Here is a 19,944-nt window from a genome sequence, read left to right on the forward strand (position 1 = left end):
GGGCAACCTGGCGCAGATCGACACGCCCTACCTGACCGAAGGCAGCTCGGGCCTGACGTTTGCAGTCGACCGCTTCAAGGGCTGGGCCCACAGCGGCCACGTAACGCTGGCTCGCGGCGAACGTTCGCGGCTCGCCGATTTCGCATCGGAAGTGCTTTGAAGCGAGGGCCGGCAGCGGACCATTGATCGCGCTACCATTTCGCAATCGCGCGCCCTACCGGCGCGCGTTTTTCGTTTGGAAACCACATGATCTACCGTCCTCTGGGCCGCACCGGCCTGAACGTCTCTGCAATCGGCTTCGGCGCCTGGGCCATAGGCGGCACCTGGGGCGACACCGACGACACGGCCGCGATGGCCGCGCTGCACCACGCCCTGGACCGTGGCGTGAACTTCTTTGACACCGCGGACGTCTACGGCGATGGTCACAGCGAGCGCCTGCTCGCTCGGCTGCGCAAGGAGCGCCCGAGCGACCCCTTCCATGTCGCCACCAAGGCCGGCCGGCGCCTGAACCCGCATGTGGCCGACGGCTACCTCAACCTACGCCCCTTCATCGAGCGCAGCCTGCAGAACCTCGACACCGACGGCATCGAGCTGCTGCAGCTGCACTGCCCGCCCAGCGCCGTCTACAGCATGCCCGAAGTCTTCGGCGCGCTGGACGACCTGGTGAAGGAAGGCAAGCTGCGCCATTACGGCGTCAGCGTCGAGCGCATCGACGAGGCTTTGGCCGCGCTGAAGTTCCCCGGCGTGCAGTCTGTGCAGATCATCTTCAACCTGTTCCGCCAGCGGCCCGCCGAGGTCTTCCTGCCCGCGGCGCAGGCAGCGCAGGTCGGCGTGCTGGCGCGCCTGCCGCTGTCCAGCGGCATGCTCAGCGGCAAGTTCACGCGCGACAGCAAATTCAGCGCCGACGACCATCGCGGCTTCAACCGCCAGGGCGAGGCCTTCGACAAGGGCGAGACCTTCTCGGGCGTCGACTTCGAGCAGGGCCTGGCTGCTGTGGAGGAACTGCGCGCGCTGCTGCCGCCTGGCGTGAGCATGGCCAAGCTCGCGCTGCGCTGGATCCTGATGAACGAAGCCATCACGACCGCCATCCCCGGCGGCCGCACGCCTGCTCAGGTGGACGAAAACGTCAGCGCCGCCGACCTCGCCGCCCTACCCGCCCCGCTGATGCAGGCGCTGGCCGACCTCTACCAGCGCCGCATCGCACCGCAGGTGCACGGCCTCTGGTAAGGCCTGCTGCCGTGGCCTGACAGTCCGGGGCGGGACAATCCCGCCCCATGCCGCAGCCCCCTCGCTGGATCGCCCACCTCGACATGGACGCCTTCTACGCGTCCGTCGAGTTGCTGCGCTATCCGCAGCTCAAGAGCGAAGCCGTCGTCATCGGCGGGCGGCGGGCGGATGCCCCGCAGCAGTTGGAAGACGGCTCCTGGCGCTACGCCACGCTGCGCAACTACACCGGCCGCGGCGTGGTGACGACCTCCACTTACGCCGCGCGCGACCTCGGCGTGTTCTCGGCCATGGGCCTGATGAAGGCCGCCCTGCGTGCGCCCGACGCCATCCTGCTGCCGGCCGACTTCGATTCCTACCGCAAGTACTCGCGCCTCTTTAAGGCCGCTGTGGCCGAGGCCGCGCCCGTCATCGAGGACCGCGGCATCGACGAGATCTACATCGACCTGAGCGACGTGCCCGGCGTGCGCGACGCCGTGGGCCATGACCCGCTGGGCGGCGTGAAGGCTGTGGCGCGCGAGATCAAGAACTCGGTCGGCCGCGCGACCGGCCTGACCTGCTCCATCGGCGTCACGCCCAACAAGTTGCTCAGCAAGATCGCCAGCGAGCTGGACAAGCCCGACGGCATCACCGTGCTGACGCTGGACGACATTCCTCGTCTGATCTGGCCGCTGGGCGTGCGCAAGATCAACGGCATCGGGCCGAAGGCGGGCGACAAGTTGCGCAAACTCGGGCTGGAGACCGTGGGCGACATTGCCGCCGCCGACCCTGCCTGGCTCGTCGAGCAGTTCGGCGAGAGCTACGGCCAGTGGCTGCACGCGGCCTCGCACGGGCGTGACTCGCGCGCCGTCGTCACGCATAGCGAGCCGGTGTCGATCAGCCGCGAGACCACCTTCGAGCGCGACCTGCACGCGGTGCACGACCGGGCCCTGCTCGGCGGCATCATGGACGAGCTCTGCGAGAGCCTGTCGCGCGACCTGGAACGCAAGCGCTACGCGGGCAAGACGGTGGGCATCAAGCTGCGCTTCGAGGGCTTCGTGACTGTCACGCGCGACCAGACACTCAAGTCAGCGATCACCAGCGCCGCCGACATCCGCCACGCCGTGGGCCTGTGCCTCAAGCGCGTCAAGTTCGACAAACGGCTGCGGCTGATGGGCGTGCGCATCGGCAACCTGGTGCACGCCAGCGAGGCGCTTGCTGCGCCGGCCTCCGTGCGCATCGACACAATGCCTGCTCCCGACAACCTGAGTCTGTTTTGAGCGCCTGGACTTACACCGTCTCGGTCCGCAGCCTGTGCGAGTTCACTGCCAAGCGCGGCAGCCTGGACCGCCGCTTCACGCCCTCGGCCACGGCGCTGGAGGGCCAGGCGGGCCAGCTGGCCGTGCTGGCGCGGCGCTCACCCGGCTACGAGAACGAACTGCCGCTGGAAGGCCAGTGCGGCAACCTGCGCGTGCGTGGCCGGGCTGATGGCTACGAGGCCGACGTGAACCGGCTGGAGGAGATCAAGACCATTCGCGGCCCGGTCGAATTGATCCCGGAAAACCGCCGCGCGCTGCACTGGGCACAGCTAGAAACCTACGGCGCCCTCATCGCCGCCGACCGCGGCCTGGCCGAGCTGGAGCTGGCTCTGGTCTACGTGGATGCCGACACGCAGAACGAGACCGTGCTGCGCGAAAAGGCCACCGCCGCCGCGCTGCAAGCCGCCTTCGAGGCACGCTGCGCCCAGTTCGAAGCCTGGGCCGCGCAGGAGGCGGCTCATCGCGCCGCGCGCGATGCCGATTTGAGCTTGCTGCCCTTCCCCTTGCGCGAGCTGCGCCCGGGCCAGCGCCTGCTCGCCGAAGCCGTCTACCGCGTCGCCGCCAACGGCCGCCACCTGCTGGCCCAGGCGCCCACCGGCATCGGCAAGACACTGGGCACGCTCTACCCGCTGCTGCGCGCCATGCCCGGCCAGCAGATCGACAAGATCGGCTACATGACCTGCAAGGGCACCGGCCGCCTCACCGCGCTGGAGGCCTTGCACGCACTGCGCGAGGCCGCGCCGACGAAGGCACTGCGCGTGCTGACGCTGGTGGCCAAGGAGCAGGCCTGCGAGCACCCCACCAAGGCCTGCCACGGCGACGCCTGCCCGCTGGCCCACGGCTTTTACGACAAGCTGCCCGCCGCCCGCGCCGAGGCCGTGCAGGCGGGCTGGCTGGACGCGCCGACCCAGCGCCGCATTGCGCTCAAGCACGACGTCTGCCCCTACTTCCTGGGCCAGGAGCTGTTGCGCTGGGCCGACGTGGTGGTGGGCGACGTGCACCACGCCTTCGACCCGCACGGCCAGCTCTATGGCCTGGCGCAGGCGCAGGGCTGGAAGCTCGCGCTACTGGTGGACGAGGCGCACAACCTCATCGACCGCACGCGCGACATGTACAGCACCAGCCTGAGCCTGGAGCGTGTGCGCGAGGCGCTGGCCAACGCGCCGGTCAGCCTGCGCGCGCCGCTGCGCGGCCTGGCCAAGGAACTGGCCACGCTGGGCCACGCGCAGGCCGCCGACTACCAGCCGCTGCCCACGGTGCCCGAGGCGCTGGGCGAGGCGCTGCAGCGCGTCAACGTCGCCCTGGGCGAGTACGTGCAGAACCACCCGCTCGAAGTGGGGCCCATGCTGGAGTTCTATTTCGAATGCCTGAGCCTGCAGCGCCTGCTGGACCGCCTGGACACGCACTCGCTGTGCGACCTGCAGCGCAGCGCTGCCACGCGGCCCGCGCCAGGCGTGCCCGGCAACCTCTCGCTGCTGCAGGACGAAGCCGAGGACGACGGCCGCGACGTACTGCTCTCCGTGCGCTGCATCGTGCCCGGCCACTTCCTGAAGGAGCGTTTCGAGGGCTGTCATAGCGTCACGCTGTTCTCAGCCACCCTCGGCCCGCCCGACTACCCGCGCCACTTGCTCGGCCTGCCCGACGACACGGCGTGGATCGACGTGCCCGCGCCCTTCCCGCCCGAGCACCTGACGGTGCAGGTGGCCAACCTCTCCACGCGCTGGGAGCACCGCGACGCCTCGCTCAACGCGCTGGTGGAGGTGCTCGCCACGCAGTACGGGCAGCATCCCGGCAACTACCTCGCCTTCTTCAGCAGCTTCGACTACCTCGACAAAGCCGCCGCGCGGCTGGCGCTGCGCCACCCGCAAGTGCCGCAGTGGAGCCAGGCGCGTGCGATGGGCGACGCGGCGCGCCGCGGCTTCCTGGAGCGCTTCGTGCAGGATGGGCGCGGCATCGGTTTTGCCGTGCTGGGCGGCGCGTTCGCCGAGGGCGTGGACCTGCCCGGCACCCGCCTCATCGGCGCCTTCATCGCCACGCTGGGCCTGCCGCCCGTGTCGCCGCTGCAGGAGCAGGTGCGCGAACGGCTCGACACGATGTTCGGCGCTGACCACGGCTATGCCGACCTCGTACCCGGCCTGCAGAAAGTTGTGCAGGCCGCCGGCCGCGTGCTGCGCTCGGTAGACGACCGCGGCTGGGTCTGGCTGCTGGACCAACGCTTTCGCCGGACCGAGGTGCGCGCGCTGCTGCCGGCCTGGTGGCAGCTGTGACGCACAGTTCGTTCAGCCGCGGACGATGCGCAGCGCGCTGACGTGGCGGCCAGGCAGGCGCTCGGGCATGTCGACCTCCAGCGCCTGCGCGGTCTGCCGGAACGTCAGCGGCCCGGCACCGAGCAACTCGACCCGGCGCACCGCGCGCGCCTCGTGCGGGCTGCCACGCCGCAGCGAGGCGATCTTCAGCATGCCCTTGGGCTCGCCCAGCGTCAGCGCGTACAAGGCGTCGCCCTTGGTGGTGAAGCGGATGTCCTGCGGCGTGTAGGCGGCGTTTTCCTGGAAGGCGCCGCTGGCTGCGGCGGTCGGGCCTTCGCCGTACACCTTCCAGGGCCGCGTGCCATGGATGGCCTCGGCATTGACCTTCATCCATGCTGCCATCTCGGTCACCAGCGTCTCGGACTCGGCCGTCAGCGTGCCGTCGGCGCGTTGCACCACGTTGAGCAGCATGCTGCCGTTCTTGCTGACGATGTCGCACAGCATCGTGAGCACCTGTGCCGGCGTCTTGTAGCGGTCGTGTTCGGAGTGGAACCAGTCGCCGTTGGAGGTGCAGGTCTGCCACGGCAGTGGGTTGATGCCGGGCAGCACGCCGCGCTCGATGTCCTGCACGCCCACCTCGGCGATGAAATCACCGGACCCGAGCGCCTTGTGGTTGTACACGGCCTGCATCTGGCCGGTGCGGCGCACCGAGCTGTTGAACAGGTGCGCGATCACGGCCCGGCCCACCTCGCCGAACGGGATGCCGCCGTCGGAATACAGCAGGTCCGGCTGGTGGCTGTCGATCAGGTCGACGACGCGGCGGTACCAGATCTCGTGGAACTTCGGGTTGGTCGTGTACCAGTCGCCACCGCGGTTCAGGTACGGCGTGTCGTGCGGCTCGTGGTAGAGGTCGAAGTTCTCCGGCTTGGCGCCGTCGTAGGCCACGCCCAGCTTGGGCCAGAACTGGTCGCACTGGTGGCTGGTCCACCACCAGTTGTGGCTGGCGCCCAGGTGCTCCGACACGCCGAAGTGCAGCCCGCGCTTGCGCGCGGCATTCGCCCAGTCGCCGACGATGTCGCGCATGGGGCCGAGCTTGGTGGCGTTCCAGCGGTGGTGCTTGGAGTTCCACAGGTCGAAGTTGTCATGGTGCACGCCCATCGACACGAAGTACTTGGCTCCGGCGGCGACGTAGCGGTCCATCAGCGCCTCGGGCTCGAAACGCTCGGCCTTCCAGCGATTGACGATGTCCTTGTAGCCAACCTCCGACGGATGGCCGTAGGTCTTCACATGGTGGGCGTAGTGCGGGTGGCCAGGCACATACATAAGGCGGGCATACCAGTCGCCCTGGGCAGGCACGGCCTGCGGGCCCCAGTGGGACCAGATGCCCAGCTTGGCGTCGCGGAACCAGGTCGGGACTGCCGACGTGCGCAGCGAATCGGCGGCGGCTGTGAAGGGGCCGGTGGATGCCGGCGGCTTGTACGCCGCCGGCGCGGCGGGCTCGCAGCCCTGAGCCTGCGCCAGGCGCGCGGCGCCCAACCCGGTGGCGGCCAGCAGCGGGCCGGCCAGGAAACTGCGTTTACTCAGTGAAGACATGCGGATCGAACCTAGTTTTTGTCGGGGAAAGGGGTGCGGGGCCTGAACCGTTCGGCGCGCCAAATTGGTAATACCAGAATGCCCAACGCAATTTGACACGCTCCAGACGGGCCGCATATACCGGGTAACTACCGGGGCATGCAATCTCATTTGGCCTGACCAAATTGCATGCAGAGGGTGGCTTGGCCCGACATGAGTTGTGTGGGGATGTTGCCGGCCGTCCTCGTGCGGCTGCACCCAGTAACCGGGCGAGAGGCCTTGCGTGCCAAGCTCGAGGCCTATGAGCTCCTGCCCTACCGCAAATTTCGCTTCCCGCGCGACCGCGCCGCACCTGACCACAGTTGCCGCGCTGGCCCTGCTGCTCTCACTCGCCGGATGTGGCGGCGGTGGGAGTTCTGCCACGACAGGCGATGCGCCTACGCTCGTCCCGGCACCGCCCACGGCGCCACCACCCTCGACCGCAGGCACCCGCATCACCTGCAACCTGCCCAACTTCGAAGCCGAGATGCTGGCGGCCGTCAACGTGCACCGGCGCGCCGGCGCCACCTGCGGCGCGCGGGGCAGCTTCCCGGCGGCACGCGAGCTCGCCTGGAACGCCGCACTCACGCAGGCCGCCGCCGCGCACAGCGACGACATGGTCGCGAACAACTTCTTCGACCACACCGGCAGCAACGGCAGCACCCTCGGCACCCGCGTGACCGCCGCCGGCTACCAGTGGAGCAGCGTGGGCGAGAACATCGCCGCCGGCCAAGCCGGCGTGGCCGAAGTGGTGGACGGCTGGATGAAGAGCGACGGCCATTGCGCCAACCTCATGAACTCGGCGTTCCGCGACATCGGCGTGGCCTGCGTGGCGGGCAACGCCAACACGACGTATCGGACGTACTGGACGCAGGACTTCGGCACCCCGCGCTAGCGATCCGTGCCTGCCCCGACGCGCGGGCGCCGTGCCGACGTGAAGGCAGCCTAGGGTTCACCACCACGGGCGGCGTGGTTGAACCGAGCACTTTGCCCTTGCCGCCCCTGCGCGTATCGCAAGAATCCGGCTTCCCCCATTCAAGGACGCCGCGATGCCAAGCCCTCTTCTCCACCGCGCGCTGGGCGCTGCCTTTCTGATGGCAGGCGCCTCGGTCTTCGCCCAGACACAGGAAATCACGCTGCCGCTGAGGGAGGCGTGGTTCGAGGGGCAGATCGTTCACTACGTCAGCACCGACATTTCCGACCCCGGCATTGCCAAGAAGCAGGGCATCAACTACGTGCCGGCGCTGGCCAATACCTTGAAGCCCGGCATGCCCGTTGAGCGGGCCTACAAGTTCCCCAACGACGAGCAGGCCACCGTGCTGCCGTCCATTCCACGCCCCGTGGGCGGCGCCAACGCCGACGCCACCTACAGCCCGCTGTGGGTGCTGGTGATGGTGCGCTGGAAGGCAGGCGTGACGCCGCACACGCTGACCTCCGAAGAAGCCGTGCTGGCCGCCGAGGAAAAGGGCGAAGTGGAATTCACCCGCACCAAGATCGTCGCCAACTGGCCGGTGGTGCGCGCACGCGGCGCGGCGTTGCAGGGCGTTCGGTAAAGAACTGCGCCGCCTTTCAGCCAACCCCGGCATGCCGATTGCGGCGCCCCGTCTGCCGCGGCCGAGAACACTGCCGCTGCCAAGCCGAAAACCGGACCGGCCGGCAGGCGCCTGAGCAGAGGGGAGGCCCCGGGTTGAGCCAAGACAGCGCGCAGGCTACGCTGCCCAAATGCCAACCTTTGGGAGCTTTCCATGAAACGCGTCACCGGCCTCGGCGGCATCTTCTTCAAAGCGAAAGATCCCAAGGCGTTGAACGCCTGGTATCAGCGCCACCTCGGCCTGAACGTCAGCGAATGGGGCGGCACCACCTTCCAGTGGGCCGACGACAACCCACCCGGCGCCGGGATGACGCTCTGGACGCCGTTCAAGGCGGACACCGACTACTTCGCGCCCAGCACCGCGCCCTTCATGGTCAATTTCCGTGTCGCGGACCTGCACGCGCTGCTGGCAGCGCTGCGGGCCGAGGGGTGCGACGTGCAGGACAAGGTGGACGAGTCCGAGTACGGGAAGTTCGGCTGGGTCATCGACCCCGAGGGCAACAAGGTGGAACTCTGGGAGCCGCCGGCCGGCAGCTGAGCCACAGCCAGTTCTTCAAGCGCAAAAGGCGGGTCGGGAGACCCGCCTTTTTGCTTTCGGCTGCTTCGGCTGCTTCGGCTGTTGGCTGTTCGTTCGTGCCGCCTGTTTGAACGGAGCGTAGCGAAGTGAGTTCGGCGCGGCCCTGGGCTTTGAGCATTGCAGGGCACCCGGCTCCGCCGGGCATGCAGCAAGCCGGTGCATCGCCACCCCATCCTGATGCACGCAGGGCCGCACGGAAGACCAGCGAAACGCCGCCGATCAGGCCATGCCGAACGTGACGCCCAGACAACCGCCAAGTCAACGAAGCGCATCGCCCACTGGCACGCTCAATGCTTGAGTACCAATCGGTATACCAGATTGCACCCGCCGCGAGCAGCAGGCCAGCCCCATTCAAACCAGGAGCCGAACATGACCCATTCGCCGTCGATCAAATCCCAGCGCCGCACCCTGCTTGGCGCGGCCGCCGCCGTAGCCACGCTGGGCGCGCCCGCGCTGGTGCGCGCCCAGACGCCCAAGATCCGCATCGGCTACTGGCCGGTGGCGGCGGGGCTGCCGTTCTATGCGGCTGTGGAGAAGGGTTACTTCAAGGAGGCCGGGCTGGACGTCGAGGCGATCAAGTTCGCCGGCGCGCAGCAGGTGATGGAGGCCATGCTCGCCGGCCGCTGCGACGGCAGCTCCAACGGCACGGGCTCGGGCAACCTCGGCGTGGGCGAAATCGCATCGCCCGGCCTCTTCAAGATCATCGCCACCAACCCGAGCAACGCCAAGTACGTGCTCGACCAGTTCCTCGTGCCCAAGGACAGCCCCGTCAAGACGCTGGCCGAGCTGAAGGGCAAGCGCGTGGCCAGCGGCCCCGGCATCCAGAACAAGACGCTGGCGCTGGCTGTCCTGGAGCGCGCGGGCGCGGCGGGCACGACGGTGACCGAGCTGCCCATCGGCCAGCATGTCGCCGCGCTCGCGGCCGGCCAGGTGGACGCCGTCTACACGCTGGAGCCCACCGGCACCGTGGGCCGGCTCAACGGCACCACGCGCGTGCTGGAGGCCGGTGTCATCGCCAAGTACATCCTCGGCGACCCGCTCGCACCCTGGCACGGCGGTTCGGCCACGCTGACGACCGAGTTCATCAAGAAGCACCCGGCGGAGACGAAGAAGTACATCTCGGCTTATGCCCGCGGCATCGACCTCGTCCGCAAGGACCCGGCGCAGGCGCGCGCCTTCCTGAAGGGCTACACCGCCATCGAAGGCCCGCTCACCGGCGAGGTGCCGCTGGCCTCCTACATGCTCTACAACGAGTTCACGCCCAGCGACGTGGCGGCCTTCCAGAAGTTCTTCGACCTGTTCACCGAGAAGGGCGTGTTCGAGAAAAAGCTGGACGTGGCCTCCCTGCTCTACAAGGCATGAGGCCATGACCACCGTGGACCCAACCCCCGTCGCAGCGCAGCCCTGGCGCGCACCCGCCGCCGAAGGCCAGCCTCCCGTGCGCCTGCCACGCTTCAACGCCGCCAAGCTGCTGCCCTTCATCGGGCCCTTGCTGCTGTTCATTGCCTGGGACCTGGTGGTGCGCTTCGGCTTGATCCGCCCCATCCTGCTGCCGCCGCCGCTGGCCACGCTGCAGACGCTGGTGGTGGGCCTGGCCGGCGGGCCGCTGCTGCTGGACTTTGCGACAACCGTGTGGCGCACGGTGCAGGCCTTCCTGATTGCCGCAGTCATCGGCGTGCCGCTGGGCGTGCTGCTGGGCAGCAATGAGCGCGCCTACCGCAGCGTCGAGTTCCTGATCGACTTCTTCCGCTCGACGCCGTCGTCAGCACTCATCCCGCTGTTCCTGCTGATCTTCGGTGTGTCAGACATCAACAAGATCGCCATCGCCGCCTTCGGCGCGCTGCTGATCGTCGTGTTCAACAGCGCCTATGGCGTCATCAATGCGCGCAAGCAAAGAGTTATGGCCGCCAAGGTGATGGGCGCGTCGCGCTGGCAGATCTTCAAGGACGTGCTGGTGTGGGAGAGCCTGCAGCCCAGCTTCGTCGGCCTGCGCTCGGCGGTGTCGATGGCGCTGGTGATCGTCGTCGTGGCCGAGATGTTCATCGGCTCGGACAACGGCCTGGGCCACCGCATCATCGACGCGCAGCAGGTGCTGAACGTGAAGACCATGTACGCCGCCATCCTGGCCGCAGGCATCCTGGGCTATGTGCTCAACATCCTGTTCCTGGTGCTCGAACGCAGGATCGTCCATTGGAGTGGGAGGTGAATGCGATGACTGCCGTCTTGAATGCACCCGTCGTGGCCGACGTGCCGCAACGCCCCTTCCAGCCCGGCCCGGCCGGCACCCACATCACCATCCGCGGGCTGACGAAATACTTCGCCGGCTGGCCGCTGTACGAGGACTTCAACCTCGACATCCCCAAGCACAAGATCGTGTCCGTGTTCGGCCCCAACGGCTGCGGCAAGAGCACGCTGATCAACATGATCGCGGGGCTCATTCCCATCGATTCGGGCCAGATCCTGTTCGACGGCAAGACGCTGAAGGACACCAAGATCGGCTACGTTTTCCAGAACTACCGCGAGGCGATGTTCCCGTGGATGCGCACCATCGACAACATCGCCTACCCGCTGAAGATGGAAGGCCGCAGCAAGGCCGAGGTGGACCGGCGCATGGCCGAACTGGTGGAGAGCTTCGACGTCAAGTTCGACCTGAAGCGCTACCCGTACGAGCTGTCGGGCGGGCAGCAGCAGACGGCGTCCATCATGCGGGCGCTAGCGCCCGAGCCCGAGGTGCTGTTCCTGGATGAGCCCTTCTCGGCGCTGGACTTCGAGATGACGCTCTTCATCCGCGAGAAGCTGCAGGAGGTCTTCATGCAGACAGGCACGACCATGATGCTGGTCTCGCACGACCTGGAAGAGGCCGTCTACCTCGCCGACGAGGTGCTGCTGCTGACCAAGCGCCCGACCAAGGTGGCCGAGATCCTGAAGTACGACGACCCGCGGCCGCGCACGGTCGCGACCTTGTCGGAGCCCAGCTTCATTGCCGCCAAGAAGCAGAGCCTGGAGATCTTCCAGCGCGAGGTGCGGCGTTGACGATGGGCGTGGGCGCGCGGCGGCCTCGCTAACATCGGTGCCATGCGGCATCCCATCGACCCTTCCGCCAACGGCCGCGCCAACCTGGGCGAACAGGTCTACGCCCAACTCAAGGCCGAGCTCAACGATTTCCAGCTGGTGCCGGGCGACCGCTTCTCCGAGGCCGAACTCAGCCAGCGCCTGGGCGTCAGCCGCACGCCGGTGCGCGAGGCCTTGTTCAAGCTGCGCAACGAGGGCTTTCTCGACGTGGAGGCGAAGTCGGGCTGGTCCGTGCGGCCCATCGATTTCGGCCGGCTGGAGCAGCTCTACGACCTGCGCGTGATCCTGGAGCTGGCAGCGGTGTCACGGCTGTGCGCCCACACCGGCACGCCGCCACCGGAGCTGGAGTCGCTGAAGGCCATCTGGCTGGTGCCGGCCACGGAGCGCCTGAGCGACGCCCGCGAGGTGGGCCGGCTGGACGAAGCCTTCCACGCCACGCTGGTGCGCGCCGCCGGCAATGCCGAGATGGCGCGTGTGCACTGGGACGTGACCGAGCAGATCCGCATCATTCGCCACCTCGACTTCACGCGCGGCCACCGCATCGAGGCCACCTACGCCGAGCACGCCAAGATCCTGCGCGCGGTGATGCAGCGCAAGGTCGAGCAGGCCCAGCTGCTGCTGCGCAGCCATGTCGAGCAGAGCAAGGCCGAGGTGCGCAAGATCACGCTGGCCACGCTGCACGAGGCGCGCGAGAAGACGGCGACCAAGGTAGCGGCCAAGCTCGCCCTCAAAACTGCAGGAAGCTGAAGCCGGCGCCCACGCTGGTCTGGCGGAAGTTGTAGTCGGTCAGCGTTTCGCCGTAGCCGCGGAACACCTGGACATACCAGCGCAGGCCATTCGGTTGGTCGCCGAAGACGGGATAGGTCCACTCGAATTGCAGGGCGCCGTACTTGGCATCCTTCAGCGTCGTGCGGTAGAGCAGTTGCGCGGTGTGCTTCTGGTGCGCCCAGTTCAGCTGGAACTCGCCGCGACCGCGAAAGCCGACGAGGTCGGGGTTGTTGTCGGTGTCCGCGCCCTCCTTCTGGCGTTTCAGGAAGCGCGTGATCAGCGACCAGTCGCCGCGCTCGAAACCCGCCACGAGGTTGACGCGGTTCCAGCTGCGCGACAGCGGGTCAGACTGCCCGTTGGACTGGTGCGCCAGCCCGAGTTGCGTGTAGCGCCATTGCCAGCCGAAGGGCAGCTGGCGCACGCTCTCGGGCGTGGGCACCACATAGATCAGCTCGGGCTCGTAGTCGGCATTGCGGAAGGGCTTGGAGTCCTTGCCGTTCCAGATCTGCCACATGGCCTGTTGCGTGAAGGCGGCCCACAGGTCGGCACCGGGCAGCAGCACGTCCTGGGCGAGCTTGGTGCGCAGCGAGAGCTGGAACTTGGCCTCCTCGCGCTTGTAGTTCGGCGACTCGACCACCGCCTGGCTGGGCGACTGCGGCGAGCGGTTGATGCGGCTGGTCAGGTGTATCGGCAGCACGTAGTTGGCGCGATAGCCGACGAAGTTGAAGACACCGCGCTTGTCCTGCGGCTCCAGCTCCCAGTACTTGGACAGAAGGCTGCTGGGCTCGGTCTTTTCAGCGGCCACGGCCACCGCTGCGTTCTTGGGTGCGAGCAGCGAGGTCGACGGGGCAGGCGCGCCGCCCGCAGGGTTCTCGGCGTAGGCGGGTGGCGCAGCCGGCGCGGGCGCTCGGCCCATGGCCTTGTCGTAGCAGGCCAGGCGGTCAGCCGGCGCGCCGATGTCAACGCAGGGCTCCAGCGCGGGGTTGGCAGGCGTCTGCGCGGCCAGCGGCGGCGCCAGGGTCGCAAGCAGCGCCAGGGCGCCACAGGCATGAAAGGGGTGTCGGGTTGGCGGGGCACGCATCAAAAACTCCGGGAGGTCATCGCCTTCGCCGGTTGCGGCCAAAGCACCGCGCCGAAGTCTATGGGCACAGGCGCGTAGCCGCTGGCGGCACAAAGGCCCTGCGCTTGTAGGACGCGATGACGCCCCGCCTAACCTGCTATCCCCAGGCTCAGCCGCAGCTTGCGCGACAGCTTGCCGGCCACCAACTCGTGCGAGCGCTTCACCAGCGCCTTGAGTTCCGCCAAAGGCAGCGCCTTCGCATCCGACACCGCGACCCAGTGATAGCGCGCCGCATAAGGCGCTGGTTTGAAGCCTGGCAGGCCGGTCAGCTCCAAGAAGCGATGCTCGTCCACCTTGAAGCTGCAATGCGTCCACTTCTCAGGGTGCGGCCCGCCGACGAAGAACATTTTGCCGCCGACGCTGGCGACCCAGTCGGCGCCCCACTTCACGTCCTGCGTGGCACCGGGCAGGGTCATGGCGAATTTGGCGAGGGCTGAAAAACTCATGGTGGTGTGAGCCGGCAGGGTGATGACGCATTCTGCCCACGCCGGCCCTAACCCGAGGTCGTGAATTCCTCCCGCAGTCTGCTCACTTGCTGGAAGGCGCCAGGCCGCACACCCGAAGCCGGGTGGCGGCCGTGACCACAATCCGGCGATGCCTCCTTGTGACCTCCCCGCGCCGGCCATCAACCCCTTGCAGCAGGGCCTGGCGCTGTTCCACGCCACGTCGCCGGACTATCGGCGCGCCGTCGGCTGGTTTCGCGCCGCTGCGGAAAGCAACGACCGCGATGGACTGGCCATGCTCGGGCTGTGTCAGCTCGAAGGGCTGGGCATGCCTGCCGACGCGGTGCAGGCCCGGGCACTGCTTGAGCAGGCGGCGGCGCGCGGCAGCGTCATCGGGCGCTACCAGCTCGGGCGGGTGCTGATGACCGGCCGGGGCGGGCCCACCGACGAATCGCGCGGCCTGTCGGCCTATATCGCGGCAGCAGCCAAGAACCATGCCGAGGCCAGCTTCAACCTCGCCAACTGCCTGCACGCCGGCGTGGGTTGCCTGCCCGACCGACTGGCGGCCAAGGCGCTCTACCTGCGCAGCCGCACGCTGGGCTGCACGCTGCGGCCCCAGGGCGTGCGGGTGCAGCAGCGTGAGTTGAAAGCGGTTCGGGCGCTGGCGCTGCGCTTTGCCGACCCGCACCGGATGATCTTCCTGCTGCAGGAGCGCCAGCAGGAACTGTCGCTGGCGCTCGCCATTGCTGAGCAGCATCAACCGGGACGCAGCGCCCAGGCCACGAGATCCCAACCGTGGAGGCTCGCCGCCGGCGTCATGGTGGCGATGGCCGGCACGCTCGGCCACTACTTGCGACCGGCCTCACGCGATGCCGGCCCCACGACGCTCACCTTCTGAAGCCTGCCTCGCCGCACCGGCTGGCTACGATGACCGTATGCCCCCGCGCCCCATCCGCCTGCCCTCGCTCGACGCCCTGCTCGCCTTCGACGCCGTGGCCCGCGCCGGCAGCTTCGAGGCCGCAGCCGCCGAGCTGGCACTGACCGCCAGCGCCGTGGCCAAGCGCGTGGCCGGGCTGGAGGAGCGGCTGGACCAACCCCTCTTGCTGCGCCAGCCGTCCAGGGGCCTGAGCCTGACCGCTGCCGGCCACGAATACCTGCCCCAGGTGCGCCAGGCCCTGGCGCTGCTGCAGGCAATGCCGCTGCACCAGCGCGCCAGCCCGCAGCGGGAGCGGCTGCGCGTCAGCTCCACGCCCACCTTCGCCCGCCAGCTGATCGTGCCCGCCCTGCCCGGCTTCACGGCCGCGCATCCGCACGTCGAGCTGGAGCTCACACTCTCCATCCCGCTGCTGGCCGAAGGCGACGCAGGTGCGGACGTGGAGATTCGCCACGGCGCCGTGCCGGGCGACCTCGCGGCCGAGCAGGTGCTGCTGCGCGACCAACTCACGCCGTTGGCCTCGCCCGCCTTGTTGGCCGGTCACCCGCCTTTGCGCGGGCCAGCTGACCTGCTCTCCCTGCCGCTGCTGCGCACGCCACTGCAGCCGTGGGCGCCCTGGCTGCGCGCTGCCGGCCTGGGCGACACGCCCGAGCCCGACGAAGGCCCGCGCCTGGTGGACCTGGGCTTGGTTCTGGCCGCCGCGCTGGCCGGCCAGGGCGTTGCGCTGGCGCGGCTGAGCCTCGCGCGCCACGAGCTGGCCGAGGGCCGTCTCGTGCAGCCCTTTGCGCTGACGGTGCCGGCTGAGCGGCACTACGGGTTGGTCATCCACCGCCCCAGTCCGGCGGCCGAAGCCTTCGCGGGCTGGCTGCGGGCGCATTGCCAGGCGCTGGGTACGGAAAACTCTTCCGCCGCAGCCTGAGGTTTTTTCCGACCTCCGCCGGGCCATGCGGGCCTAGCATCGCGGCCACTCCGGACCCTCAGCCACCATGCCCGTCATCACCTGCATCGAAGACCTGCGCCAGCTCGCCGAAAAGCGCGTGCCGCGCATGTTCTACGACTACGCCGATTCCGGCTCCTGGACGGAGACGACCTACCGCGCCAACCAGAGCGACTTCCAGGCCATCAAGCTGCGCCAGCGCGTGGCCGTCAACATGGAAGGCCGCAGCACCGCGGTGACTATGGTGGGCCAGGCCGCCAAGATGCCCGTGGCCATCGCGCCGGTGGGCCTGACCGGCATGCAGCACGCCGACGGCGAGATCCACGCGGCGCGCGCGGCCGAGAAGTTCGGCATCCCGTTCACGCTGTCGACGATGAGCATCTGTTCCATCGAGGACATCGCCGAGAACACCACGGCGCCGTTCTGGTTCCAGCTCTACATGATGCGCGACCGCGAGGCCATGGCCCGCATGATCGACCGCTGCAAGGCCGCGAAGTGCTCGGCCCTTGTGTTGACGCTGGACCTGCAGGTCATCGGCCAGCGCCACAAGGACCTGAAGAACGGCCTCACTGCGCCGCCACGCCCCACCCTCGCCAACATCCTCAACCTGATGACCAAGCCGCGCTGGTGCCTGGGCATGGCGGGCACGAAGCGCCACACCTTCCGCAACCTCGTCGGCCATGTGAAGGGCGTCAGCGACATGCGCTCCCTCTCCGCCTGGACGAACGAGCAGTTCGACCCGCGTCTGTCCTGGGCGGACATCGCCTGGGTGAAGGAGAAGTGGGGCGGCAAGCTCATCCTCAAGGGCATCATGGAAGCGGAAGACGCCAGGCTGGCCGTGCAGGCGGGGGCCGACGCCATCGTCGTCAGCAACCACGGCGGCCGGCAGCTGGACGGCGCGCCGAGCAGCATCCATGCGCTGCCAGCCATCGTGGCCGAGGTGGGCTCGCAGACGGAGGTCTGGATGGACGGCGGCATCCGCTCCGGTCAGGACGTGCTGAAAGCCTGGGCCCTGGGCGCCCGCGGCACCATGATCGGCCGCGCGATGGCCTACGGCCTGGGCGCGATGGGCGAGGAAGGCGTCACCAAGGCGCTGCAGATCCTGCACAAGGAGCTGGACGTGACCATGGCCTTCTGCGGCCACACGCAGCTGCAGAACGTGACGCGCGAGATCCTCGTGCCTGGGACCTACCCGACGGCCTGACCTGTCCGGCGTCGCCCAACAGCACGGGTGGCGTCACATTTCACATTGCGGCGCACTTCCCCATGCGGGCAACGTTCTTCGGCGAGTTTTCACTAAAATAGTGCATTGCGCCCGGAGCGGTGCCCCGGCCACTTTGTAGCTCTCGCGAGGTCAATATGCGTCAACCCATGACTGTGGCCCAACGCCTGACTCTGGGGTTTGGCCTGCTGCTGGTGCTGCTGCTGATCACCGCGTCGCTGGCTTGGCGCTCGCTGAGCCAGTCCGACGAGGCCCTGCAATCGATCTACGAAGACCGAACCGTTCCCATGCATCAGCTGGGGGACATCCGCTACCTCGCGGCCCGCGACCGCATCATCCTTAACGATGCTGCGGACAGCGCCGATGCCGCCAAGACCCAGAAGCGCTTGACCGAGTTCGACAAGAACCGCGCCAAGGCGCAGGTCGAATGGACGGCCTACCTCGCCACCACCCTGACGCCCAAGGAGGCGGCGCTCGCAAAGCTCCAGCAGGCCGCCATGCAGACCTATGTCAGCGACGGCTTGATGCCCGCTGCCGAGGCCTTGCGCCGCAGCGATTACACCGCTGCGCATCGGGTGCTCGACACCCAGGTCAGCGCCTTGTCACCCGCCGCACAGGAGAGCCTTGACGCGCTGCTGGACCTGCAGATCGACGTGGCCAGGCAGACCTATGAAGACGCGGCGGCGCAAAACCGTCTGCGCCTGCTGTTCATCCTCGGCCTCGGCCTGGCCAGCGGCGTGATCGCCACGGCGGCGACGCTGCTCATCACGCGGCGAATCACCCGCCAGCTGGGTGGCGAGCCGCATGAGCTTGCAGCCGTGGCCAACCGGGTCGCCTCCGGTGACCTGACCCTGCAGCCAGTGCAGCGCGCGGTCGTGGCGGGCAGCGTGATGGCGGCGATGCACGCCATGCGCCAGACCCTCAACGACCTGGTCCAGACCGTGCGCCAAGGTGTCGACGGGGTGTCGACCGCCAGCGGGCAGATCGCGCAAGGCAACCAGGACCTGAGCGCACGCACCGAGGCGCAGGCGTCCAGCCTCCAGGAAACGGCGGCGTCCATGGAGGAATTGACCACCACCCTGCAGAGCACGGCCGGCAATGCGCAGAACGCCCAGCGCCTGGCTCACGATGCCGTCCAAGTGGCGCAACACACCGGCGCTGCGATGCGCAACGTCGTCGACACCTTCGCCGGTATCCAGCAGGCCAGCCGCCGCATTGCCGACATCATCAGCGTCATCGACGGCATTGCCTTCCAAACCAACATCCTGGCGCTCAACGCCGCCGTCGAAGCGGCTCGGGCCGGTGAGCAGGGCCGCGGCTTTGCCGTCGTGGCCGGTGAGGTGCGCGTGCTGGCCCAGCGCAGCGCCGAGGCCGCCAAGCAGATCAAGACGCTGATCAACGAATCGGTGGAACGTATCGACGGTGGCTCCACGCTGATCTCGGGCGTCGGCGAGACCATTGGCGAGGTGGTGGCGCATGTCGAAGGCGTCAGCGCGCTGATCGCACAGATCGCCGCCGAGGCGTCGGAGCAGACGGCCGGCATCTCGCAGATCGACGGCGCGATGCAACAGCTCGACCACACCACGCAGCAGAACGCCGCCCTCGTTGAGGAAGCCGCCGCAGCCGCAGCCAGCCTGAGGCAGCAGGCCTTGGTGCTCGCAGATGCCGTGGCTGCGTTCAAGGCACAGCCGACCCTCGGCTGATACCCCACGGCCGCTGCCCTGGCGCCGCTTGGCCTAGCACTCATCGTGCAGTTAAGCTGACGCAATGCGCCGCTACCTGCTCGCCTGCCTCATCACCGCCTGGCCGCTGCTGGCTGCGGCCCTGCCCTCCACTGCCGCCATCGACGCCGAGGCCGCGCGGCTGATGGCGTCGTCGCATGCCCAGGGCCTGGCCGTGGCCGTCGTCGAGGAAGGCCGCATCGTCCATGTCGGGGCCTATGGTCGGCGCAATGCGCAAGGTGACCCGCTGCTGCCCGAAACCGTCATGTACGGCGCCTCGCTGACCAAGGCCGTGTTCGGCCACTTCGTCATGCAGCTGGTGGATGAAGGCAGGCTCGACCTGGACCGCCCGCTGGCCGCCTACCTCGACCGGCCGCTGCCCGACTATCCCGCCGACCCCAAGTCCGGCCCCTGGCGAGACCTGTCGGGCGACGAACGCTGGCGCCAGCTGACCGCTCGCATGCTGCTGACGCACAGCAGCGGCTTCGCCAACTTCGCCTTCCTGGAGCCCGACCGCAAGCCGCGCATGCACTTCGAGCCCGGCACGCGCTACGCCTACTCCGGCGAGGGCTTGATCCTGCTGCAATTCGTGCTGGAGCGCGGCCTGGGGCTGGACGTGGGCGCGGAGGTGCAACGCCGCGTGTTCACGCCGTTAGGCATGACACGCACCAGCCTGATGTGGCGCGCCGACTTCCGCCCCAACCTGGCCGACGGCTGGAAGGAGGACGGCAGCGTCGAGCCGCACGACGAGCGCAGCAAGGTGCGCGTGGCGGGCTCGATGGACACGACCATCGCCGACATGGCCAAGATGGCTGCGGGCTATATCAACGGCACCAACCTGGCCACGCTCACCGCGCCGCACCTGCCCATCACGACGGCCACGCAGTTCCCCACGCTGCAACCCGAACTGCCGCCCGAAAAACGCCGCCCCGACCTCGCCGCCGGCCTCGGCGTCATCGCCTTCACCGGGCCGCAGGGCCCGGGCTTCTACAAGGGCGGGCACAACGACAGCACGGGCAACACCTGGGTCTGCTTGAAGGCGGGCAAGCGCTGCGTCGTCATCCTCGCCAACGACGTGCGGGCTGAAGCGGCCTTCCCCCGCCTCGTCGAGTTCATCCTCGGCGACACCGGCACGCCGTGGCGCTGGGAGTACGGCGAGATGCGCTTTGTCGACTGAGCG

18 protein-coding genes are annotated in these 19,944 nt (G+C 68.5%); 15 read left to right on the plus strand and 3 right to left on the minus strand.

What is annotated here, in order from left to right; all coding sequences use genetic code 11:
- The first annotated feature begins 246 nt into the window (after positions 1 to 246).
- From ABIS05_RS12500 to ABIS05_RS12510, 3 genes are read left to right on the plus strand one after another with little or no spacing between them, the layout of a single operon-like run.
- Entirely contained in the window at positions 247 to 1,227 is a 981-nt protein-coding gene (locus ABIS05_RS12500) for an aldo/keto reductase (RefSeq protein WP_348013314.1), read from the plus strand.
- A 47-nt stretch (positions 1,228 to 1,274) separates the two neighbouring features.
- Positions 1,275 to 2,483, plus strand: a complete 1,209-nt coding sequence (locus tag ABIS05_RS12505; protein WP_348013315.1) for a DNA polymerase IV — start codon at positions 1,275 to 1,277, stop codon at positions 2,481 to 2,483.
- On the plus strand, positions 2,480 to 4,789 hold the full coding sequence (locus ABIS05_RS12510; protein ID WP_348013316.1) for an ATP-dependent DNA helicase: 2,310 nt from the start codon (positions 2,480 to 2,482) through the stop codon (positions 4,787 to 4,789). Before ABIS05_RS12505 ends, ABIS05_RS12510 begins: the two co-directional genes overlap by 4 nt.
- Positions 4,790 to 4,801: 12 nt before the next feature.
- Here the strand turns inward: ABIS05_RS12510 and ABIS05_RS12515 are convergent, their stop codons facing one another.
- The gene (locus ABIS05_RS12515; RefSeq protein ID WP_348013317.1) at positions 4,802 to 6,361 is read right to left on the minus strand and encodes an alpha-L-fucosidase; all 1,560 of its coding nucleotides are present in this window, start codon (positions 6,359 to 6,361) and stop codon (positions 4,802 to 4,804) included.
- Positions 6,362 to 6,641: 280 nt separating this feature from the next.
- On the opposite strand from ABIS05_RS12515, the gene ABIS05_RS12520 reads away from it, so the two are divergent.
- The 7 genes from ABIS05_RS12520 (at position 6,642) to ABIS05_RS12550 (ending at position 12,366) form a co-directional block, all read left to right on the plus strand.
- On the plus strand, positions 6,642 to 7,274 hold the full coding sequence (locus ABIS05_RS12520; RefSeq protein WP_348013318.1) for a CAP domain-containing protein: 633 nt from the start codon (positions 6,642 to 6,644) through the stop codon (positions 7,272 to 7,274).
- 154 nt (positions 7,275 to 7,428) lie between these two features.
- Positions 7,429 to 7,932, plus strand: coding sequence for a hypothetical protein (locus ABIS05_RS12525; protein WP_348013319.1), 504 nt, complete (start codon positions 7,429 to 7,431; stop codon positions 7,930 to 7,932).
- A gap of 192 nt (positions 7,933 to 8,124) precedes the next feature.
- Complete coding sequence (locus ABIS05_RS12530) at positions 8,125 to 8,508, plus strand: VOC family protein (RefSeq protein WP_348013320.1); 384 nt, start codon at positions 8,125 to 8,127, stop codon at positions 8,506 to 8,508.
- Between the two features lie 408 nt (positions 8,509 to 8,916).
- A complete protein-coding gene (locus tag ABIS05_RS12535; protein ID WP_348013321.1) occupies positions 8,917 to 9,909 on the plus strand; it encodes an ABC transporter substrate-binding protein in 993 nt (330 codons plus the stop codon).
- A gap of 4 nt (positions 9,910 to 9,913) precedes the next feature.
- Positions 9,914 to 10,753, plus strand: coding sequence for an ABC transporter permease (locus tag ABIS05_RS12540; RefSeq protein ID WP_348013322.1), 840 nt, complete (start codon positions 9,914 to 9,916; stop codon positions 10,751 to 10,753).
- 5 nt (positions 10,754 to 10,758) lie between these two features.
- A complete protein-coding gene (locus tag ABIS05_RS12545) occupies positions 10,759 to 11,580 on the plus strand; it encodes an ABC transporter ATP-binding protein (protein ID WP_348013323.1) in 822 nt (273 codons plus the stop codon).
- Between the two features lie 42 nt (positions 11,581 to 11,622).
- On the plus strand, positions 11,623 to 12,366 hold the full coding sequence (locus ABIS05_RS12550) for a GntR family transcriptional regulator (protein WP_348013324.1): 744 nt from the start codon (positions 11,623 to 11,625) through the stop codon (positions 12,364 to 12,366).
- Here ABIS05_RS12550 and ABIS05_RS12555 read toward each other — a convergent pair.
- Positions 12,347 to 13,468 carry a phospholipase A gene (locus tag ABIS05_RS12555; protein WP_348013325.1) on the minus strand — a complete coding sequence of 374 codons (1,122 nt, stop codon included), beginning with the start codon at positions 13,466 to 13,468 and terminating at the stop codon, positions 12,347 to 12,349. The two genes, ABIS05_RS12550 and ABIS05_RS12555, sit on opposite strands and share 20 nt — an antisense overlap.
- A gap of 128 nt (positions 13,469 to 13,596) precedes the next feature.
- The gene (locus tag ABIS05_RS12560) at positions 13,597 to 13,953 is read right to left on the minus strand and encodes an MmcQ/YjbR family DNA-binding protein (RefSeq protein ID WP_348013326.1); all 357 of its coding nucleotides are present in this window, start codon (positions 13,951 to 13,953) and stop codon (positions 13,597 to 13,599) included.
- Positions 13,954 to 14,101: 148 nt separating this feature from the next.
- Between ABIS05_RS12560 and ABIS05_RS12565 the strand changes: the two genes are divergently transcribed.
- The 5 genes from ABIS05_RS12565 (at position 14,102) to ABIS05_RS12585 (ending at position 19,941) form a co-directional block, all read left to right on the plus strand.
- Positions 14,102 to 14,848 (plus strand): tetratricopeptide repeat protein, encoded by a 747-nt coding sequence (locus ABIS05_RS12565; RefSeq protein ID WP_348013327.1) that lies wholly within the window; start codon positions 14,102 to 14,104, stop codon positions 14,846 to 14,848.
- Between the two features lie 37 nt (positions 14,849 to 14,885).
- Positions 14,886 to 15,803 carry a LysR substrate-binding domain-containing protein gene (locus ABIS05_RS12570; RefSeq protein WP_348013328.1) on the plus strand — a complete coding sequence of 306 codons (918 nt, stop codon included), beginning with the start codon at positions 14,886 to 14,888 and terminating at the stop codon, positions 15,801 to 15,803.
- 67 nt (positions 15,804 to 15,870) lie between these two features.
- On the plus strand, positions 15,871 to 17,025 hold the full coding sequence (locus ABIS05_RS12575; RefSeq protein WP_348013329.1) for an alpha-hydroxy acid oxidase: 1,155 nt from the start codon (positions 15,871 to 15,873) through the stop codon (positions 17,023 to 17,025).
- A gap of 167 nt (positions 17,026 to 17,192) precedes the next feature.
- Positions 17,193 to 18,746: a methyl-accepting chemotaxis protein gene (locus tag ABIS05_RS12580; protein ID WP_348013330.1), complete on the plus strand. Its 1,554-nt coding sequence runs from the start codon at positions 17,193 to 17,195 to the stop codon at positions 18,744 to 18,746.
- A gap of 64 nt (positions 18,747 to 18,810) precedes the next feature.
- Complete coding sequence (locus tag ABIS05_RS12585) at positions 18,811 to 19,941, plus strand: serine hydrolase domain-containing protein (protein WP_348013331.1); 1,131 nt, start codon at positions 18,811 to 18,813, stop codon at positions 19,939 to 19,941.
- Positions 19,942 to 19,944: the final 3 nt, after the last annotated feature.

Origin of the sequence: Roseateles sp. (assembly GCF_039929605.1) — a bacterium.
Taxonomy (GTDB): Bacteria; Pseudomonadota; Gammaproteobacteria; order Burkholderiales; family Burkholderiaceae_C; genus Pelomonas.

What these genes read in the sequence shown, in the direction of transcription:
- ABIS05_RS12545 (WP_348013323.1), top strand. Translation starts at nt 10,759, where the DNA reads ATGACTGCCGTCTTGAATGCACCCGTCGTGGCCGACGTGCCGCAACGC.
- ABIS05_RS12575 (WP_348013329.1), top strand. Translation starts at nt 15,871, where the DNA reads ATGCCCGTCATCACCTGCATCGAAGACCTGCGCCAGCTCGCCGAAAAG.
- ABIS05_RS12585 (WP_348013331.1), top strand. Translation starts at nt 18,811, where the DNA reads ATGCGCCGCTACCTGCTCGCCTGCCTCATCACCGCCTGGCCGCTGCTG.
- ABIS05_RS12520 (WP_348013318.1), top strand. Translation starts at nt 6,642, where the DNA reads ATGAGCTCCTGCCCTACCGCAAATTTCGCTTCCCGCGCGACCGCGCCG.
- ABIS05_RS12570 (WP_348013328.1), top strand. Translation starts at nt 14,886, where the DNA reads ATGCCCCCGCGCCCCATCCGCCTGCCCTCGCTCGACGCCCTGCTCGCC.
- ABIS05_RS12515 (WP_348013317.1), bottom strand. Translation starts at nt 6,361, where the DNA reads ATGTCTTCACTGAGTAAACGCAGTTTCCTGGCCGGCCCGCTGCTGGCC.
- ABIS05_RS12580 (WP_348013330.1), top strand. Translation starts at nt 17,193, where the DNA reads ATGACTGTGGCCCAACGCCTGACTCTGGGGTTTGGCCTGCTGCTGGTG.
- ABIS05_RS12565 (WP_348013327.1), top strand. Translation starts at nt 14,102, where the DNA reads ATGCCTCCTTGTGACCTCCCCGCGCCGGCCATCAACCCCTTGCAGCAG.
- ABIS05_RS12525 (WP_348013319.1), top strand. Translation starts at nt 7,429, where the DNA reads ATGCCAAGCCCTCTTCTCCACCGCGCGCTGGGCGCTGCCTTTCTGATG.
- ABIS05_RS12505 (WP_348013315.1), top strand. Translation starts at nt 1,275, where the DNA reads ATGCCGCAGCCCCCTCGCTGGATCGCCCACCTCGACATGGACGCCTTC.
- ABIS05_RS12535 (WP_348013321.1), top strand. Translation starts at nt 8,917, where the DNA reads ATGACCCATTCGCCGTCGATCAAATCCCAGCGCCGCACCCTGCTTGGC.
- ABIS05_RS12530 (WP_348013320.1), top strand. Translation starts at nt 8,125, where the DNA reads ATGAAACGCGTCACCGGCCTCGGCGGCATCTTCTTCAAAGCGAAAGAT.
- ABIS05_RS12555 (WP_348013325.1), bottom strand. Translation starts at nt 13,468, where the DNA reads ATGCGTGCCCCGCCAACCCGACACCCCTTTCATGCCTGTGGCGCCCTG.
- ABIS05_RS12560 (WP_348013326.1), bottom strand. Translation starts at nt 13,953, where the DNA reads ATGAGTTTTTCAGCCCTCGCCAAATTCGCCATGACCCTGCCCGGTGCC.
- ABIS05_RS12500 (WP_348013314.1), top strand. Translation starts at nt 247, where the DNA reads ATGATCTACCGTCCTCTGGGCCGCACCGGCCTGAACGTCTCTGCAATC.
- ABIS05_RS12540 (WP_348013322.1), top strand. Translation starts at nt 9,914, where the DNA reads ATGACCACCGTGGACCCAACCCCCGTCGCAGCGCAGCCCTGGCGCGCA.
- ABIS05_RS12550 (WP_348013324.1), top strand. Translation starts at nt 11,623, where the DNA reads ATGCGGCATCCCATCGACCCTTCCGCCAACGGCCGCGCCAACCTGGGC.